This window comes from Cyanobium sp. ULC065, from assembly GCF_977927515.1.
Window position 1 is genome coordinate 927,157 of record NZ_OZ376393.1, and the last position, 14,261, is coordinate 941,417.

Here is a 14,261-nt window from a genome sequence, read left to right on the forward strand (position 1 = left end):
GCGTCAGCCGTCCTGGCGCACCCGCTTCACGGCCAGGCCCGCCTCGGTGGCGGTGACCCCAGCCAGCAGCACCAGACCCAGCAGCCCCACCAGCTGGTTCTGAGCTTCTGCAGCCGCCTCGGCGTCCTGCGCCAGTACGGCCCCGGCCACGAACCAGGCGGTGGCCAGCGCCGAGGTGATCCAGTAGGCCTTCCAGCGGCGCTGGTAGAGGTAGCCGGCGCCCAGCCCCGGCACCACGTTCAGCACCACCGCCACCCAGCCGGCGGAGGCGGCCAGGATCTGCTCACGGGTGGGGGCCATGGGAGGGGAAGTGAATGAACCCACTCTGGCGCTTGTGGAGGGGAGTGGGGATCTAGAGGTGATGGGAGTGGTGCAGTCGTGCGGGGTTCGGCGAACGGGGTTCCGCCACTTTCAGCCAGAAGGATCTCCTGGTGATGCGCAAGCCCTGCTTTGCGACTTCGCTTTGGATCCTGCTGCTGTGATTGCCAGCTCTAAGGGAAAATGCCTGGTGATCCGTTGCGTTGACTGAATAGGTTGGCTGGATTGGTGATGCTGGCCAGGGCTTTCGAAGAGCAGTGCAGAAAGCGCCTCACTGGACCTGGGGCTCCTATTCATGGCAATAGCTACTCGCACGACTAACTCGACGGCTTTCCTTTCTTCGGCTTTGGCTCAGGTATCACCTTCCACCAGACCGATACGCCTACTTTGCGGCGCTCCAGCATGAAGCCAGGGCGAGGGCTATGGCTGGTGCTCCAGCTGGAAACAGTGCTGCGAGATAGGCCGAGCAGGTGAGCCAGTTCATCGCTGGTGATCCAGGCTCCCAGCTTGGCCGCTTCAGCTAAGCCACGGGCGACCGCCAGGGGATTCGACCTGGGCGTCGGCTGTATGGCTGCCACCAAGGCGGCTAGGGCCAGGATGCTTTCGCTGCTAGCTGTTGCTGGCGGCAACGTTAGGGCTTTACGCTGATCATTGGTGCCTTTTGATGCCATCACTGACAGGGCCTCAATGCTCACACTGGTGGTAGCTTCTGGCTGTACTGAGGCCATGAAATTGGAGAGGGTGCAGCCCTTCCTCTGTAAGTGCTGGTGCAGCTGATCGCCCAGGCGGATGAGATCACCGGGCCACACCGTACGTGTGCTCGATTCCCTGATCAGATCGACCCCCAAGGCGGAAGCACGGGATTTGACGGCCTTTCGGCTAATCCCCCAGCGGCTGCAGCAGTCGTCGAGAGGGAGATCAACACTGGCTTCGCTTGTCACTGATGGCACTAGCTGACATTATTGATAACTCCATCATGCCGGTCCGCGGGAGGTTCGCCATCGACCGGGGATCTATCAGGCGCTTGCTGCAAAGGACGAGCAGCCAGCTGGACGTCACTGCATGGATTCGATCAGCAAGTAGGAGCAATCATCCAACCAAGTGGCACTAGCACAGGCAGAAGAGGAAGGCACTCTATGCGGAGCAGACAACTGCCTGATTGACGAGAACGGGCATGAGGCGCCATCGCACAGGCTTGATCTGCGCAGCCATTGATTGGCACTGCAGCGATCAAGCTGACCTCGGCTAGCCGAAATGAATTGAACCCGTCAACGAAGATGCGGATTCCTTCCCGTTCAGCGGGGGACGGGACAGCCCTTGGGCCCTAACTCTTCGGCAAGATGCTGCTTGGCTGATTCCATGGCGGCACTGGGGATATCGGATCTTTGCGTGAAAATCTCGGTTAACCAATCAGTGGCGTCGTTGCGGGAGAGCAAACCGATATCCAACAGCGCACATACCGTGATACCGCTTCCGACAAGAAAGCCATACCAGTAACTTTGCTTGTCCCGAATGTCGGCGCGAACATGAAGTGGCAGCAACATGCTCGATGTCGCGACTAAGCTGATCGTTACTCGCTTTAGGTTTCTGGTCAGGTTGGCTGAGTCCAAGGCGACCCAAATCATCTGCTCTTTGGCTGCCAGAGTAGGCGGCTGGATTCTGCAGTTGCCACTTGCCCCGCCAGCGACCAGGCTGTACCACTGAGGCGCCAAGATTTAGCTCTTGTCTGTCGGATGTAGCGCCTCACACCACGCCTGCCATCCTTCTGTGGGTTGCAGCACAAAGGCGCAACTGCCCATCCTTTCACCGATCAGATGGCAGCGCCGGCAGCGGGCGTTCCAGCCGGTTGGGGATGCCCTTCACGCCACCGGGCAGGGTTTTGCGGGAACGGGGGCCGCTCCAGGAGGCGAGGTAGATCCGCGCCTCGTCGCCCAGTTGGCGCAGGTCGGAGAAGTTGGCATTGATCACCTGGGCCCCCGAGCCTTCGCCCGTCTCCAGGTTCAGGGCCCATTGGCCGTCGGTGGGGGTGGCGCTGGCCGGCTGGCCGAAGAAGAAGCGGGTGCCCTCCACCTTTGCGCCGTCGAGATTGGCGCCGCACAGATTGGTGCCGGCCAGATTCGCCTCGCTCAGATCGCAGTTGCTCAGGTTGGTGCCGCGCAGGTCGGCGCCGTTGAAATCAATGCCGCGCAGGTCGGTGTCGGAGAGGTCCACGCCCCGCAGCACCTGGTGCAGGTTGATCACCGGCACTCCCGCGAGCCGGTCTTCCTCGTAGTTGCCTTCGCCATCGAGGATGGCCCGCCCGAGGCGGTGGTCGCGCCGCAGGGGCGTGAGCAGGCGGGCGTGGGAGAGGAAGCGCAGGATGCGGGCCTTGCCCTGGCTTTCGATGCTGCCAAGCACCGCCGCCAGCCGCCCCTCCGCCAGCATCCGCTCCAACGGCCAGTCCTCCAGCAGTCCGTCTTCATCGCTGATCAGCTCGGAGATGCCCTGGATGAAGCTGTCGATCGTCTGCCCCTGGGTGATCCGGTTCTGCTGGGTGGTGAGCCGTTGATCCACCTGGAACTGGCGCCAGGCGATCACCAGGGCCACGAACGCCACCAGGATCTGCCCGAAGGCGCCGATCACCCCCTCCCCGATGGCGCCGATCGCCTCCCAGTCACCGCTGCGGTAGACCCGCACCAACGGATCCCACCAGCCGAACAGCACCGACAGCACCACCAGCGCCAGCACCAGCGTCAGCAGCGCCACGGTCTGAACCGTGGCCTCGTCGTCGAGGCGGGCGCGCAGCTGGCTCCATAGAGGAGGCGCCAATCGCACCAGCGCCAACACCAGGCTCACCAGCGCCGCCGCCAGGGCCAGCCAGGAGAAGCCCAGCACCAGGGCCAGCAGGGTGATCCCCGCGGCGATCAGCAGCTGCAACGCCGGCAGATCTCTCACGCCCGCCCAGAAGGCATGGCTGTGGAAGGGCATCGCTGGGCGTTCATCAGCCGGCGGGGTCATCGGATCAGGCCGACTGGAAGTAGAAGCCGGCCGCCAGGATCAGGTAGGCCGCCAGCAGCAGCACGCCTTCCAGCCAGTCGGAGCGACCATCGATGGTTACCAGGTTGCTCACCACCACCGCCGTGATCACCGCCACCAACTCGTAGACATCAAAGCTCAGAGGCAGGGGGTGGCCCAGCAGGGGGCCGATCAGCACCAGCGCCGGCACTACCAGCAGTGCCACCAGCAGGGTGGACCCCAGCGCCACCGACACTGACAGATCCATCTTGTTCTTGCGGGCCATCGAAACGGCCGTGAGGTATTCGGCCGTGCCCCCCAGCAGCGGCAGCAGCACCACCCCCGTGAACAGGGCGGAGAGGCCGAAGCCTTCGGTGACGGTTTCGATCACGCCCACGAACAGCTCCGACTCGTAGGCCAGGGCGACGGTGGCCGCCACCAGCACCGTCAGCCACACCCACGGATTCGGGGCATGGGGCTGGTCTTCGCCCAGATCCGCCTCCGCCACCTCATAGAGGCCACGGTGCGTTCGCAGCGAGAACAGCAGGGTGAGGGCGTACACGCCCAGCAGCACCCAGGCCACGAAGGCCCCGAACGGTTCGGTGCTCTCCGCCTCCTGGCCGCCCGAGAGCACCGCCAGGCTTGGAATCAGGATCGCCAGCACCGCCAGGGTCATGGCGGAGCCGTTCACCCGGGCCACCACCGGCTTGAACTCCTGCTCCTGCCGTCCGATGCCCCCCACCAACATCGAGAGGCCAAGCGCCAGCAGCAGGTTGGCCATCACCGTGCCGGTGATGCTGGCCTTGACGATGTCCACCAGGCCGGCCTTGAGCGCCACCAGGGCGATGATCAGCTCGGTGGCGTTGCCGAACACGGCATTGAGCAGGGCCCCGATCGAGGGGCCGAACACCAGCGAGAGCTCTTCGGTGGCGGTGCTCAGCCAGATAGCCAGGGGCAGAATCGCCACCGCCGAGGTGACGAACACCGCCAAGTCACCCCAGTGCAGTGCTTCCGCCGCGATCGAGACCGGCACCATCGCCAGCAACCCGATCGAGGCAACCCGGCGGATGGTCATGGGGACAGCGCTCAAGCGGGCAGACAGAAGTTAGGTGGAGGTTGGTGCTGCCGCGCTCCAGGCCTGGGTGCGCTCACCCAGGCACTTCGCAGCGATGCGCTTCCCGCCTGCGCCGGTTCAGGCCATGGCCACCAGGGGGCGAGCCTCCTGGCGGCGTTCCCCTGAGGCGGCAGCCGCCTTGCGCAATTGCTCGCAGAGCCGATCCGGATCGGCGATGGCTTGGATGCCCCGGCCGGCGGTGGCGAGCAGCTGGGGGTTGGCGCAGAGGTTTTCGAGCATCTCGGCCAGGAAGATGTCCGGGTTCTGCACCAGCCCCGCCGCGATGCGCCCGCAGTGGCCGCCAATGCTCCAGCGGATCACACCTGCCGGATCGGTGACCAGCACCGCCGGGCGGTGCGCCAGCCGCTCCTTGATGCGCTCGGGATCACGGCTGAAGAATAAGGCCTCCGCCTCCTGCGACGTGCAGCGGATCAAGGCGGCGGCTTCCGCCAGCGGCTGGAAGCGCCGCAGCACCTCCGCCGTGGGCCCCGCTTCAGGGGGCAGACCCCAGTGCTCCGCCTGCCAGTTCACATCCAGCGCCACCAGCACGCTGCTGGGTGCCGTGCGGTTGAGCACCATGCGCAGCACCTGGTGCTGGCTGGCGCCGAGCAGGGCGTCGCTGGTGATCAGCAGCCAGAACGATTCGTTGATCTCCGGCAGCATCGCTTCGGTGAGGCCGGCCGGCGTGTGGCCGCCCGGGCCGGGAGCGTCCTGGTTGCTGGTGTCTTCGTTGCCGGAGTCTTCGTGGCGGGCCTGTGGGGTGTGAGCGTCTGCGGTGGGGGTCTCCTCTGCGTCATGGAGCGCCTGGGAGAAGGCCACCACTTCGGTGTGGGCGTGAGGACGTTGGGGTGTGGTGAGGGTCATGGCTGGGTGTGGGTGAAGGGAGGGGAATGTGTTCGTGGCGTTGGCGGCTGGTTGTGCGCCGCGGTCAGTCGTTCTTGCTGGCGAAGCGATGGAAGCGATCAGCCAGGTCGTGAAAGAAGGCATCGCTTTGCTGCAGCAGCGCGTCCCAGTTCTCCTGGCTGCTCTGCTGCAGTTGCTCCAGCTGGGCCGTGGCCTGGTTGCGGGCGTTGCTGAGATCGTCGAGGCGTTGCCGGGTGGTGCTGCGCACGGAGTCGGCCAGGCCGCTCATGCCCTCCTGCAGCTGCTCGATCTGCGCCGACCAGGCCTCGATCTGCACGCGTTTCTTGTTCAGAACCGCTTCCTTGAGTTGAGCATTGGCCCGGTCCTGATCGTTGCGGCTGTCGTTGCTCATCGGTGCATCGTTCAGCTGTGCGTTGTTCATCGGTGCGTTGGTGGTCGTCATGGTGCGTGTCTCCGTGATGGCAACATCGAACGCGCTGCTCCGCTGGCTGCACCGGAAGTGCCGCGGTTCGGCGGAATCGGAGGGGAGATCCTTTCCGCCGTTCAGTGACACCGGCCCCTGTGGGGCTCGGCGCTTGAGGGTCGCAACAGGGCGGGGCCGTTGGTTCAGATGCTCAGGCGATGGTTGTCAGACCATTCGGCGAGCACTGAACGGATGAAAGGGAACGAAGCCTTTGAAACGGCGGAAGCGCTTGGCGCGCTCGTTAGCTTCAACCTATTCGTTGTGGCTGAGACGTCAACATCTCGCTGCTGCGTTGCAGCGCCCGTTTGGCATCGTGGTGCTGTTCAGCCGCACCCCACGCCTGCGCGCCCCGCCGATGCCCCTTCCCGGCCAACCGATCCTGCTGCTCGGCGGCTTTCTGATCAGCGCCGAGGCCTATGCGCCGATGGTGGCGCGGCTGCAGCAGCTGAGCGGTCAGCCCGTGCAGCTGGTGGCGGTGGGCAAGCCCGAATGGCTGCTGACCGTGTTCGCCTTCGCCTGGGCGCGCATCCTCGATCGGGTCGCCGCCGCCGCTGCGGACCTGGCGCAGCAATCCCCCACCGGCAGGATCACCCTGATCGGCCACAGCTCCGGCGGCATCATGCTGCGGCTCTTCCTCGATCACGCCCCCTTCCAGGGCCGCTCCTACGACGGCAAGGCCCTTGCCGACACGCTCGTGATGCTGGGCAGTCCCCACACCGCCCTCAAGGCCACGGTGCTGCGTGAGCTGGTGCAGCAGCGCCTGCCCGGTTCGCCCTTCGCCGATCGGGTGCAGTACGTGTCGGTGGCGGGAGATCTGGATCTGGCCACCGCCAGCCCGCTGGCCCAGCGCCTGGCCCCCACCGCTTACCGCAACAGCACCGGTGATGCCGCCGATCGCGGCGACGGTCTGGTGCCGGTGGCCTCCGCCCTGCTGGCCGGCTCCACCCCGCTGGTGCTGGCGGGAGTGGCCCATGGCGGTGCCTTCGGGCCGTGCTGGTACGGCAGCCCGGAGGCGGTGGAGCGCTGGTGGGAGCTGGCTCAGCCCGCCGCCTCCAGCAGCTCCGCCAGCGGCACGAAGCTGTAGCCGCGCCGGCGCAGCGCCGGAACGATCCAGCGCAGGCTGGCCTGGGTGCGCGGGCTCAGCTCCGGTGTGTCGTGCAGCACCAGGATGCCGCCGGGGTGGGCGTTGAGCCGCACGAAGGCCTGCACGAACCACAGCGGTGGCTGATAGGTGTCCCAGGGAAAGATCGAGCCCAGCACCAGCCGGTAGCCCCGCTCCGCCAGCCAGCCCAGCATCGCCGCGTGGAACCAACCCCGCCCCGGGCGGCACCAGCGCCAGCGCAGCGTCTGCGGCGCCGCAGCCCGCTCCACCCCCGCTTCGGTGTCACCCAGCTGGCCCAGGAACGCCGCCTGATCGAGCCCGGCGGAGCGCACATCGCGCCAGAGGTGGTTGCCGATGGCATGCCCCTGCTCCAGGGCCCGACGGGGAAAGTGCGGGTCGTTGGGCAGATGGGAGCCGATCAGGAAAAAGGTGGCCGGCACCTCCAGCTCCCGCAGCAGCTCCAGCAGCGCCTGTGAGCCGGCGCCACTGGGCCCGTCATCGATCGTGAGCGCCAGCCGCCGCTGCCGGCCCGCGCCACAGAACACCACCGCCGGGTTGAGCGGCGCCAGCAGCGTGCGGATCACCAGCGACGGCAGCAGCACGATCAGGGCCAGCGTGATCATGGCCAGCGCAATGAGAGCCAGGATCAACAGCCGCTCAACCAAACCCGGTTCTGCCCGAGCGCCGCTGACGTGGCCTGCCGGGCAGGGTCACCGGCCACAGCCACCAGCGGCCCTGGTCGCCGCCGGCCGCCAGCCGCCTGCCGTCGGCGCTCCAGGCCAGGCACTGGGCGGTGCCGGGCAGCTCGAGGCTGTCGGGGCGCCACTGGCGCAGCGCCCCATCCCAGAGCCGCACCCGGCGGCCGGCAGCCATTGCCAGCAGCAGCCCTCTGGGCTGCCAGGCCGCCGCATCCAGCCAGCCGGCGCCGAGCGGTTGCGGCGCGAAGGCGATCGGCCGCACCCCGGAGCCGCCCAGTTCCCACAGCAACAGCTCGCCGGCCTGGCCCACCGCCATCAGGAACTGCCCGTCGGCGCTGAAGCCGATCGCATCGAGGCTGGTGTCGCTCAGGCCCTGCAGCAGCTCTTCGCAGCCGGCGCGGAAATCAAGCAGCAGCAGTTCGCCGCCGGCCGTGGCGATCGCCAGAAACTCGCCATCCGCCGACCAGCTCAGCGCCGTGATCGCCTGCTGCAGCTCCCCGCAGAGCCGCTCCCGCAACAGGGGCTGCGTTGAGGTCATGGCGCGTTGCCGCTCAGGCCACGCAGGCGGTGAAGCCCGCCCGCAGGCCCTCGGCATCGAGATCGCGCCCGATGACCACGAATTCGGTGCAGCGCCGCTCGCCTTCTTTCCAGGGGCGATCGAAATCGCCATCCAGCAGCATGTGCACCGCCTGGAACACATAGCGCTCCTCCTTGCCTTCCAGCTGGATGATGCCTTTCATCCGGAACAGATCGGGTCCCCGCTCGGCCACCAGATCCGACAGCCAGGTGCCCAGCTTGTCGAGATCCATCGGCCGCTCCTCCACGAACGCCACCGAGCCCACGGCGTCGTCGTGCGCGTGGGCATGCTCCTCGGCCAGCAAGCCGGGATCGAGGCTCAGGGCCCGCTCCAGCTCGAACGCCCCCACGCCGAGAAGCTGATCGATCGGGGCATCGGCGTTGCGGGTGGTGAGCAGCCGCGCCATCGGGTTGATCGCCCGCACCCGTTGCTCGATCGCCTGGCGTTCGGCCTCCTCCACCAGATCCGCCTTGTTGAGCAGCAGCACATCGGCGAAGGCCAGCTGTTCCTGCACCTCCTCCGCCTCCCAGTGCTGCTGCACGTGCACCAGATCCACCAGGGTGATCACGGCATCAAGCCGCAGCTCATCCCGCAGGTCTTCGTCCACGAAGAAGGTCTGGATGACGGGGGCGGGATCGGCTAGGCCGGTGGTTTCGATCACTAGGTGATCGAAGCGATCCCGCCGTTTCATCAGATTGCCGATGATGCGGATCAGATCGCCACGCACGGTGCAGCAGATGCACCCATTGTTCATCTCGAAGATCTCTTCGTCGGCATCGATCACGAGCTGATTGTCGATGCCCACCTCACCGAATTCGTTCACGATCACCGCCACCTTGAGGCCGTGTTCGTGGGTGAGGATCCGGTTCGGCAGGGTGGTTTTGCCGGCGCCGAGATAACCGGTGAGCACGGTCACCGGCTGGCGATCGGCCGCTGGAACGACGCTGGTGAAGGCCAAGGCGAGGGCGGGGGCGCGGCGGGTACCGCAGAGCCCCATCAGAGTGAGAATCGTTGTCGTTGTAGCAGTGGTGCTGCCGCCTGGGTGGGGATGGCTGACCTGGTGATCGCCGGCGGCGGACCAGCGCCCGTGGCGCACCCGCCATCCGCATAACTCAGAGCGCCTTCCCGTTCAGCAGGTGGGGCGCGAGCATCAGCATCAGGCTGCGGCTCTCCAGCGGCGCGCCGTCGTGCATCCAGCGGCTGGGCTCATGGGGGATGTCCTGACCGGCCGGCAGGGCCGTGTCGATCACCCGCAGCCAGCCTTCCGGCGCCGTGGGCAGCTCGAAGTGCATGGGCTTGCTGTAGGCGTTCAGCCCGCACCAGAGCAGGGGACCGTGGGCGTGGTCGTGCAGGCTCCAGGCCAGCGTGTGCGACCAGCTGGCCCAGTCGGGTTGCTGCAGCGCCACGCCGTGCCACTCCCGCCACAGGTGATCGCCGGGCAGGCCGGCCCCCTGGACCCCTTCGGCGTAGGGGGTTTCCGGGTTCAGCAGGCTGAACAGATGGGTGCGCAGGTGCACCAGCCGTTGCAGGAAGAGCCTGAGGCCGAGGTCTTCGCCATCGGGGCGCCAGTTCATCCAGCCGAGTGGATTGTTCTGGCACCAGGTGTTGTTGTTGCCCCCCTGGCTGCGGCGCACTTCATCCCCCATCAGCAGCATCGGCACGCCCGGGGCCAGCAGCAGGGTGGCGAGCAGGTTGCGCAGCTGGCGGTTGCGCAGATCGTTCACCCCGTGGTCGGTGGTGGGACCCTCCACACCGTGGTTCCAGCTGTTGTTGTGGTTGTCGCCGTCGCGGTTGTCTTCGCCGTTGGCGAGGTTGTGCTTGCCGTTGTAACTGACCAGATCCGCCAGGGTGAAGCCGTCGTGGGCGGTGATGAAGGTGATGCTGCGCCCCACCGCCGGCGGGCGACCGCCGTAGAGATCGGGGCTGCCGGACAGGCGCTGGGCCATCGCCCAGCAGCAGCTCTCGTCGCCCTTCCAGAAGCGGCGCACGTCGTCGCGGAAGCGTCCGTTCCAGGTGCCCATGCGCCGCGCCGGGAAATCGTGGAGGCGGTAGAGGCCGCCGCAATCCCACGGCTCGCTCACCATCTTCAGATCGCTCAGCCGCGGATCCGCCTCCAGTTCCTCGAACAGGGGCGGCTGGTCGAGCGGCGCCAGGTTCTCGCCGCGCGACAGGGCGATGCCCAGGTCGAAGCGGAAGCCATCGATGCCGAGTTCCAGCGCCCAGCAGCGCAGCGCTTCCATCATCAGCTGCCGCACCAGCGGGCGGTTGGCCGCCACCGTGTTGCCGCAGCCGGTCACATCGAGGTAGTCACCGTCGGGGTTCTGGTGGTAGTAGAGGCGATCGGCGAAGCCGCGCCAGCTGAGCGTGGGGCCATCCTGGTTGCCTTCGCTGGTGTGGTTCAGCACCACATCGAGCACTACCTCCAGGCCGGCTTGGTGGCAGGCCAGCACCAGCGCCCGCACCTGGTCGCGGGCCTGCAGCGGGTCGTCGCCCAGCAGGTAGCCGTGATGGGGGGCCATCCAGCTGATCGGGCTGTAGCCCCAGTAGTTGTGGCGGCCGGGCGGGGCATCCTGCGGGTCGAAGGCCATCACCGGCAGCAGCTCCAGGGTGGTGACCCCGAGGCTCTTCAGATAGGGGATGGTGTCGATCAGGCCCAGCAGGCTGCCGCGCCGCTCCGGTGCCACCGGGCTGCTCTCGCCCTGGCTGAAGCCGGCCACGTGCAGCTCATAAACAACGGTGCGCTGCCAGCTGTGGCGCGGGCGGGGCGCGGCGTTGAAGTCGAACAGGTCGCGTTCCGTGACCACCCCCTTCAGGCAGGAGGCGGTGTTGGGCGCGGTGCCGGTGGCGTCGGCGCGGCGGTACCGCGACCAGCCGCTGATCGCCCGCGCGCAGGGATCGAGCAGCACCTTGGAAGGGTTGAAGCCGTGTGCCCCCGGCTGCAGCGGCCCGTACACGCGATAGCCATAGCAGCAGCCGATGCCCACCCCCACCACTTCCACATGCCAGTGATCGCCGGAGCGATGGCGGGCATCGAGCGGAATGATGCGGAAGGGTTCGGGCGCGTCGCCGTCGGCGAAGAGCAGCAGCTCCACCCGGGTGGCCAGCGGTGCCACCACTGAGAAGTTCACTCCCCGCACGGTGACGGCGGCGCCGAGGGGCCAGGGGTGTCCCAGGTGGGTCGAGGACACGGGCTGTGAAGTGCTGCGGTTCAAGCTAGTCGTGTGTTGCCCCTCTGGTGCGGATGTCGGCGTTCTTGCCCGCGGCGTTGGAGGAGGGGCGGCCGCCGCAGCAGGTGCTGCCCGGGCTGTGGGTGTTTCCCCCCAACCGCGACACCCAGGGGGGCACCGCCTGGCTGCTGGCATTGCCACAGCGCCCGCCCGTGCTGATCGATTGCCCGGCGCTGACGGCGGCGAACCTGGCGGCGCTGGCGGGGCCGCCGGGTGTGATCGTGCTCACCGGCCGCGCCGGCCACGGCCGCTGCCACCGCCTGCAGGAGGCGATCGGCTGGCCGGTGCTGGTACAGGAGCAGGAGGCCTACCTGCTGCCAGGGCTGCCGGAGCTGCGGCCCTTCGGCGCCGCCCATGACCTTGCTGACGACCTGCGGCTGCTGTGGACCCCGGGCCCCTCACCCGGGGCCTGCGTGCTGCATGCCACCGGCGCCCACGACCTGCTGTTCTGCGGACGGCTGCTGGTGCCGCTCGCCCCCGGGCGCCTGGGGCCGCTGCCCACCGCCCACACGTTCCACTGGCCGCGGCAGCAGCGCAGCCTGGAGCGCCTGCAGCACTGGTTGCCGGCGGGGTCGCCCCGCTGGATCGCCACCGGTGCCGGCCTGGGTGCCCTGCGCGGCGAGAAGTTGGTGCCCGGCACCGCTCCAGCGGCACAATGAGAGGTGATCAAGGGCGGCCAATCGGGAAAAACCTTGGCCAAGCAAGCGGTTTCGGTTGCCCAGGTCGCCCTTCCCCCATACGATTAGCCCGCCAGATGATCCGGCCGAGTGTCCAGCCGTTGGTTGGTCTCCGTGGTCGGTTCGTTTTCACCGCATGGCGGGAACGGCTTCTTCCGCTCCGCCCCACTCCCGCCCCTCTCCAGTTTTCTGCCCCCAGATTCCCGCCCAATGAACAAAGCTGACCTCGTCAACCTCGTTGCGGCTCGCACCGAGCTCACCAAGACCGAAGTGTCGAAGGTCGTCGACGCCGCCATCGAAACCATCATTGATTCGGTGGTCGAAGGCAAAAAGGTATCCATCCTCGGCTTCGGTTCCTTTGAAGCCCGTGAGCGTTCCGCCCGTCAGGGTCTGAACCCCAAGACCGGCGAGAAAATCGCCATCCCCGCCAAGCGCGTGCCCGCCTTCACGGCCGGCAAGCAGTTCAAGGATCAGGTTCAGGGCTGATTCCTCCCGCCTCCACCGGTCTGCCCTCTCACCTTCAGGGGCTGATCACAACGGGAGAGCAACAGCGAAGCCGCCACCACCGCGGGCGCTTCGCTCCGTCTCCCACGGGCCCCCTGCACCGCGGCAATCTGCGCACCGCCCTCGTGGCCTGGCTGGAAGCCCGGCTTCAGGGGGGTGAGCTCCTGCTCCGCATCGATGATCTCGACACCCCGCGCAACCGCGCCGGTGCCGAAGAGGCGATCCTGGCCGACCTCCGCTGGCTGGGCCTTCACTGGGATGGCCCGCCGGTGCGCCAGAGCGAGCGCACCGGCCTCTACGCCACGGCGCTCTCCGCTCTGCGCCGCCGGGGTTTGCTCTATCCCTGCCGCTGCAGCCGCCGCTTGCTGGCGGATGTGTCTGCGCCGCAGGGGGCGGTGTCGGTGTATCCGGGCTTCTGCCGCACGCGCACCCACGGCTGGGGCGTGGAGAACGGCCGCCTGCCCAGCTGGCGCCTACGTCTTCAGGACGCTCCGCTCTGTTGGCCGGAGGCGATCGCCGCTCCCGGCCGGCTTGAGGCGGCGCGCCAGGTGGGGGATGTGGTGCTGCGCCGCGCAGATGGCTTCCTGGCGTATCACCTGGCCACCGCCGTCGATGAGCTGGCGCTGGGCATCACCACGGTGGTGCGCGGCGAAGACCTCTGGGCTGCGACGGCGCCGCAGGTGGCCGTGATGCAGTGCCTCGGTGCCACGCCCCCGACCTACTGGCATGTGCCGCTGTGGCGCGATGCCCGCGGCGAACGGCTGGCCAAGCGATCGGGAGCGGAGGGGGTGGCGGGGCTGCGCGCGCAGGGGCTCGATGCGGCGGCGGTGATCGGCCTGCTGGCCGCCAGCCTGGGCCTGGTGCCGGCGGGAAGCCGCCTGAGTGCCGCGGAGTTGCTGCAGAACCTGAGCAACGAGGCGTTGAAACGGCGTTTATGCGGGAAGGCTTAAGGAAGTGGCGTCAATCCGGGGGGGCGGGCCGTCCACACTGAAATCAACACGAAAACGGGGATTGATGGGCGAACCCACACAGGCGGGCCTGCCAAAGGCGGTGCTGCCGTCAGCGCGGCGAGAGGTGGAGGCGCAGCGATGCCCGCGTTGCGGCGGCAGTGGCGTGCTGCGCCTCAGCGACCAGAAATTCCGCACCTGCCTGGATTGCCTCGGCCAGGGCCGACTGCCCCAGTTCAGCGTCGAGCCCTCGCTGGAGTACAGGCTGCGCCGTCAGGACGCCCGGGCGCTCAACGCCGACCCGCTGTCTTCTGGCGCCAGATGAAGAAAGCGGCAGTGGCCACCACAACGGCCAACGGCGCTGCGGTGAGCAGGAGCAGGATGACGGCGGTCCAATCGGTATACATCGCTGCAGGACGAACGTTGATCCATCATTCCAGCCGCCCTGCCACGCGGCGGTCGCAGGCCGTTGTGATGGCTGCTACCCGCCGCCTGGGCCGGACGGCGCTGCTGCTCGGTCTGGGCGCCGGCCTGCTCCTGCCCGCCGCCGTCCGGGCTGATGTGCGCTTCGACGACTGCGTGACCGGCAGCGACGGGAGCGTCACCTGCGACACCCGGCCGGAGGGCAACACCTTGATGGATGACGAAGCCGCCCGCTTCGGTCTGCTTGACGGCGGCGATCCGGGCTGGCCTGAGTTCGACCCGGCGGGCGATGGTGGCATGGGCGATGGCTTCGGCGACGGCTACTGGCCCTGAGCCGCAGCCGGCTTTCCGGG

General features: G+C 67.7%; 17 protein-coding genes. 6 read left to right on the plus strand and 11 right to left on the minus strand.

Annotated features, from left to right (window positions below; genetic code table 11):
- Positions 1 to 3 precede the first annotated feature (3 nt).
- The 7 genes from ACXMDP_RS04390 to ACXMDP_RS04420 form a co-directional block, all read right to left on the minus strand.
- Positions 4 to 300, minus strand: coding sequence for a hypothetical protein (locus tag ACXMDP_RS04390; RefSeq protein ID WP_255099979.1), 297 nt, complete (start codon positions 298 to 300; stop codon positions 4 to 6).
- 335 nt (positions 301 to 635) lie between these two features.
- Positions 636 to 1,166, minus strand: a complete 531-nt coding sequence (locus ACXMDP_RS04395; RefSeq protein ID WP_259729918.1) for a hypothetical protein — start codon at positions 1,164 to 1,166, stop codon at positions 636 to 638.
- 447 nt (positions 1,167 to 1,613) lie between these two features.
- The gene (locus tag ACXMDP_RS04400; RefSeq protein ID WP_259729919.1) at positions 1,614 to 1,928 is read right to left on the minus strand and encodes a hypothetical protein; all 315 of its coding nucleotides are present in this window, start codon (positions 1,926 to 1,928) and stop codon (positions 1,614 to 1,616) included.
- Between the two features lie 193 nt (positions 1,929 to 2,121).
- On the minus strand, positions 2,122 to 3,315 hold the full coding sequence (locus ACXMDP_RS04405) for a pentapeptide repeat-containing protein (RefSeq protein WP_255140534.1): 1,194 nt from the start codon (positions 3,313 to 3,315) through the stop codon (positions 2,122 to 2,124).
- 4 nt (positions 3,316 to 3,319) lie between these two features.
- Complete coding sequence (cax, locus tag ACXMDP_RS04410) at positions 3,320 to 4,387, minus strand: calcium/proton exchanger (RefSeq protein WP_259729920.1); 1,068 nt, start codon at positions 4,385 to 4,387, stop codon at positions 3,320 to 3,322.
- A gap of 117 nt (positions 4,388 to 4,504) precedes the next feature.
- The gene (locus ACXMDP_RS04415; protein WP_259729921.1) at positions 4,505 to 5,290 is read right to left on the minus strand and encodes a fructokinase; all 786 of its coding nucleotides are present in this window, start codon (positions 5,288 to 5,290) and stop codon (positions 4,505 to 4,507) included.
- 64 nt (positions 5,291 to 5,354) lie between these two features.
- Entirely contained in the window at positions 5,355 to 5,732 is a 378-nt protein-coding gene (locus ACXMDP_RS04420; RefSeq protein WP_259729922.1) for a sll1863 family stress response protein, read from the minus strand.
- Positions 5,733 to 6,108: 376 nt separating this feature from the next.
- On the opposite strand from ACXMDP_RS04420, the gene ACXMDP_RS04425 reads away from it, so the two are divergent.
- Positions 6,109 to 6,837, plus strand: coding sequence for an esterase/lipase family protein (locus ACXMDP_RS04425; RefSeq protein ID WP_259729976.1), 729 nt, complete (start codon positions 6,109 to 6,111; stop codon positions 6,835 to 6,837).
- Here ACXMDP_RS04425 and ACXMDP_RS04430 read toward each other — a convergent pair.
- The 4 genes from ACXMDP_RS04430 to ACXMDP_RS04445 form a co-directional block, all read right to left on the minus strand.
- Positions 6,792 to 7,505, minus strand: a complete 714-nt coding sequence (locus ACXMDP_RS04430; protein WP_259729923.1) for a polysaccharide deacetylase family protein — start codon at positions 7,503 to 7,505, stop codon at positions 6,792 to 6,794. The two genes, ACXMDP_RS04425 and ACXMDP_RS04430, sit on opposite strands and share 46 nt — an antisense overlap.
- 7 nt (positions 7,506 to 7,512) lie before the next feature.
- A complete protein-coding gene (locus ACXMDP_RS04435) occupies positions 7,513 to 8,091 on the minus strand; it encodes a WD40 repeat domain-containing protein (protein ID WP_259729924.1) in 579 nt (192 codons plus the stop codon).
- Positions 8,092 to 8,104: 13 nt separating this feature from the next.
- Complete coding sequence (locus tag ACXMDP_RS04440) at positions 8,105 to 9,127, minus strand: CobW family GTP-binding protein (RefSeq protein WP_259729925.1); 1,023 nt, start codon at positions 9,125 to 9,127, stop codon at positions 8,105 to 8,107.
- A 115-nt stretch (positions 9,128 to 9,242) separates the two neighbouring features.
- Entirely contained in the window at positions 9,243 to 11,318 is a 2,076-nt protein-coding gene (locus ACXMDP_RS04445; protein ID WP_259729926.1) for a glycogen debranching protein, read from the minus strand.
- A 53-nt stretch (positions 11,319 to 11,371) separates the two neighbouring features.
- On the opposite strand from ACXMDP_RS04445, the gene ACXMDP_RS04450 reads away from it, so the two are divergent.
- The 5 genes from ACXMDP_RS04450 to ACXMDP_RS04470 all read left to right on the plus strand — a co-directional run bounded on the left by ACXMDP_RS04450 (position 11,372) and on the right by ACXMDP_RS04470 (position 14,241).
- Complete coding sequence (locus ACXMDP_RS04450) at positions 11,372 to 12,016, plus strand: MBL fold metallo-hydrolase (protein WP_259729927.1); 645 nt, start codon at positions 11,372 to 11,374, stop codon at positions 12,014 to 12,016.
- Between the two features lie 228 nt (positions 12,017 to 12,244).
- On the plus strand, positions 12,245 to 12,520 hold the full coding sequence (locus tag ACXMDP_RS04455) for an HU family DNA-binding protein (RefSeq protein ID WP_094510083.1): 276 nt from the start codon (positions 12,245 to 12,247) through the stop codon (positions 12,518 to 12,520).
- On the plus strand, positions 12,520 to 13,488 hold the full coding sequence (gluQRS, locus tag ACXMDP_RS04460) for a tRNA glutamyl-Q(34) synthetase GluQRS (RefSeq protein WP_399233278.1): 969 nt from the start codon (positions 12,520 to 12,522) through the stop codon (positions 13,486 to 13,488). Before ACXMDP_RS04455 ends, gluQRS begins: the two co-directional genes overlap by 1 nt.
- A gap of 64 nt (positions 13,489 to 13,552) precedes the next feature.
- Positions 13,553 to 13,810: a hypothetical protein gene (locus tag ACXMDP_RS04465; protein ID WP_259729928.1), complete on the plus strand. Its 258-nt coding sequence runs from the start codon at positions 13,553 to 13,555 to the stop codon at positions 13,808 to 13,810.
- 149 nt (positions 13,811 to 13,959) lie between these two features.
- Positions 13,960 to 14,241, plus strand: a complete 282-nt coding sequence (locus ACXMDP_RS04470) for a hypothetical protein (RefSeq protein ID WP_094510088.1) — start codon at positions 13,960 to 13,962, stop codon at positions 14,239 to 14,241.
- The last annotated feature ends 20 nt before the right edge of the window (positions 14,242 to 14,261 follow it).

Coding starts and splice junctions, on each gene's coding strand:
- ACXMDP_RS04390 (WP_255099979.1), bottom strand. CDS start 300: ATGGCCCCCACCCGTGAGCAGATCCTGGCCGCCTCCGCCGGCTGGGTG.
- ACXMDP_RS04405 (WP_255140534.1), bottom strand. CDS start 3,315: ATGACCCCGCCGGCTGATGAACGCCCAGCGATGCCCTTCCACAGCCAT.
- cax (WP_259729920.1), bottom strand. CDS start 4,387: ATGACCATCCGCCGGGTTGCCTCGATCGGGTTGCTGGCGATGGTGCCG.
- ACXMDP_RS04415 (WP_259729921.1), bottom strand. CDS start 5,290: ATGACCCTCACCACACCCCAACGTCCTCACGCCCACACCGAAGTGGTG.
- ACXMDP_RS04420 (WP_259729922.1), bottom strand. CDS start 5,732: ATGACGACCACCAACGCACCGATGAACAACGCACAGCTGAACGATGCA.
- ACXMDP_RS04425 (WP_259729976.1), top strand. CDS start 6,109: ATGCCCCTTCCCGGCCAACCGATCCTGCTGCTCGGCGGCTTTCTGATC.
- ACXMDP_RS04435 (WP_259729924.1), bottom strand. CDS start 8,091: ATGACCTCAACGCAGCCCCTGTTGCGGGAGCGGCTCTGCGGGGAGCTG.
- ACXMDP_RS04440 (WP_259729925.1), bottom strand. CDS start 9,127: ATGGGGCTCTGCGGTACCCGCCGCGCCCCCGCCCTCGCCTTGGCCTTC.
- ACXMDP_RS04450 (WP_259729927.1), top strand. CDS start 11,372: ATGTCGGCGTTCTTGCCCGCGGCGTTGGAGGAGGGGCGGCCGCCGCAG.
- ACXMDP_RS04455 (WP_094510083.1), top strand. CDS start 12,245: ATGAACAAAGCTGACCTCGTCAACCTCGTTGCGGCTCGCACCGAGCTC.
- ACXMDP_RS04465 (WP_259729928.1), top strand. CDS start 13,553: ATGGGCGAACCCACACAGGCGGGCCTGCCAAAGGCGGTGCTGCCGTCA.
- ACXMDP_RS04470 (WP_094510088.1), top strand. CDS start 13,960: ATGGCTGCTACCCGCCGCCTGGGCCGGACGGCGCTGCTGCTCGGTCTG.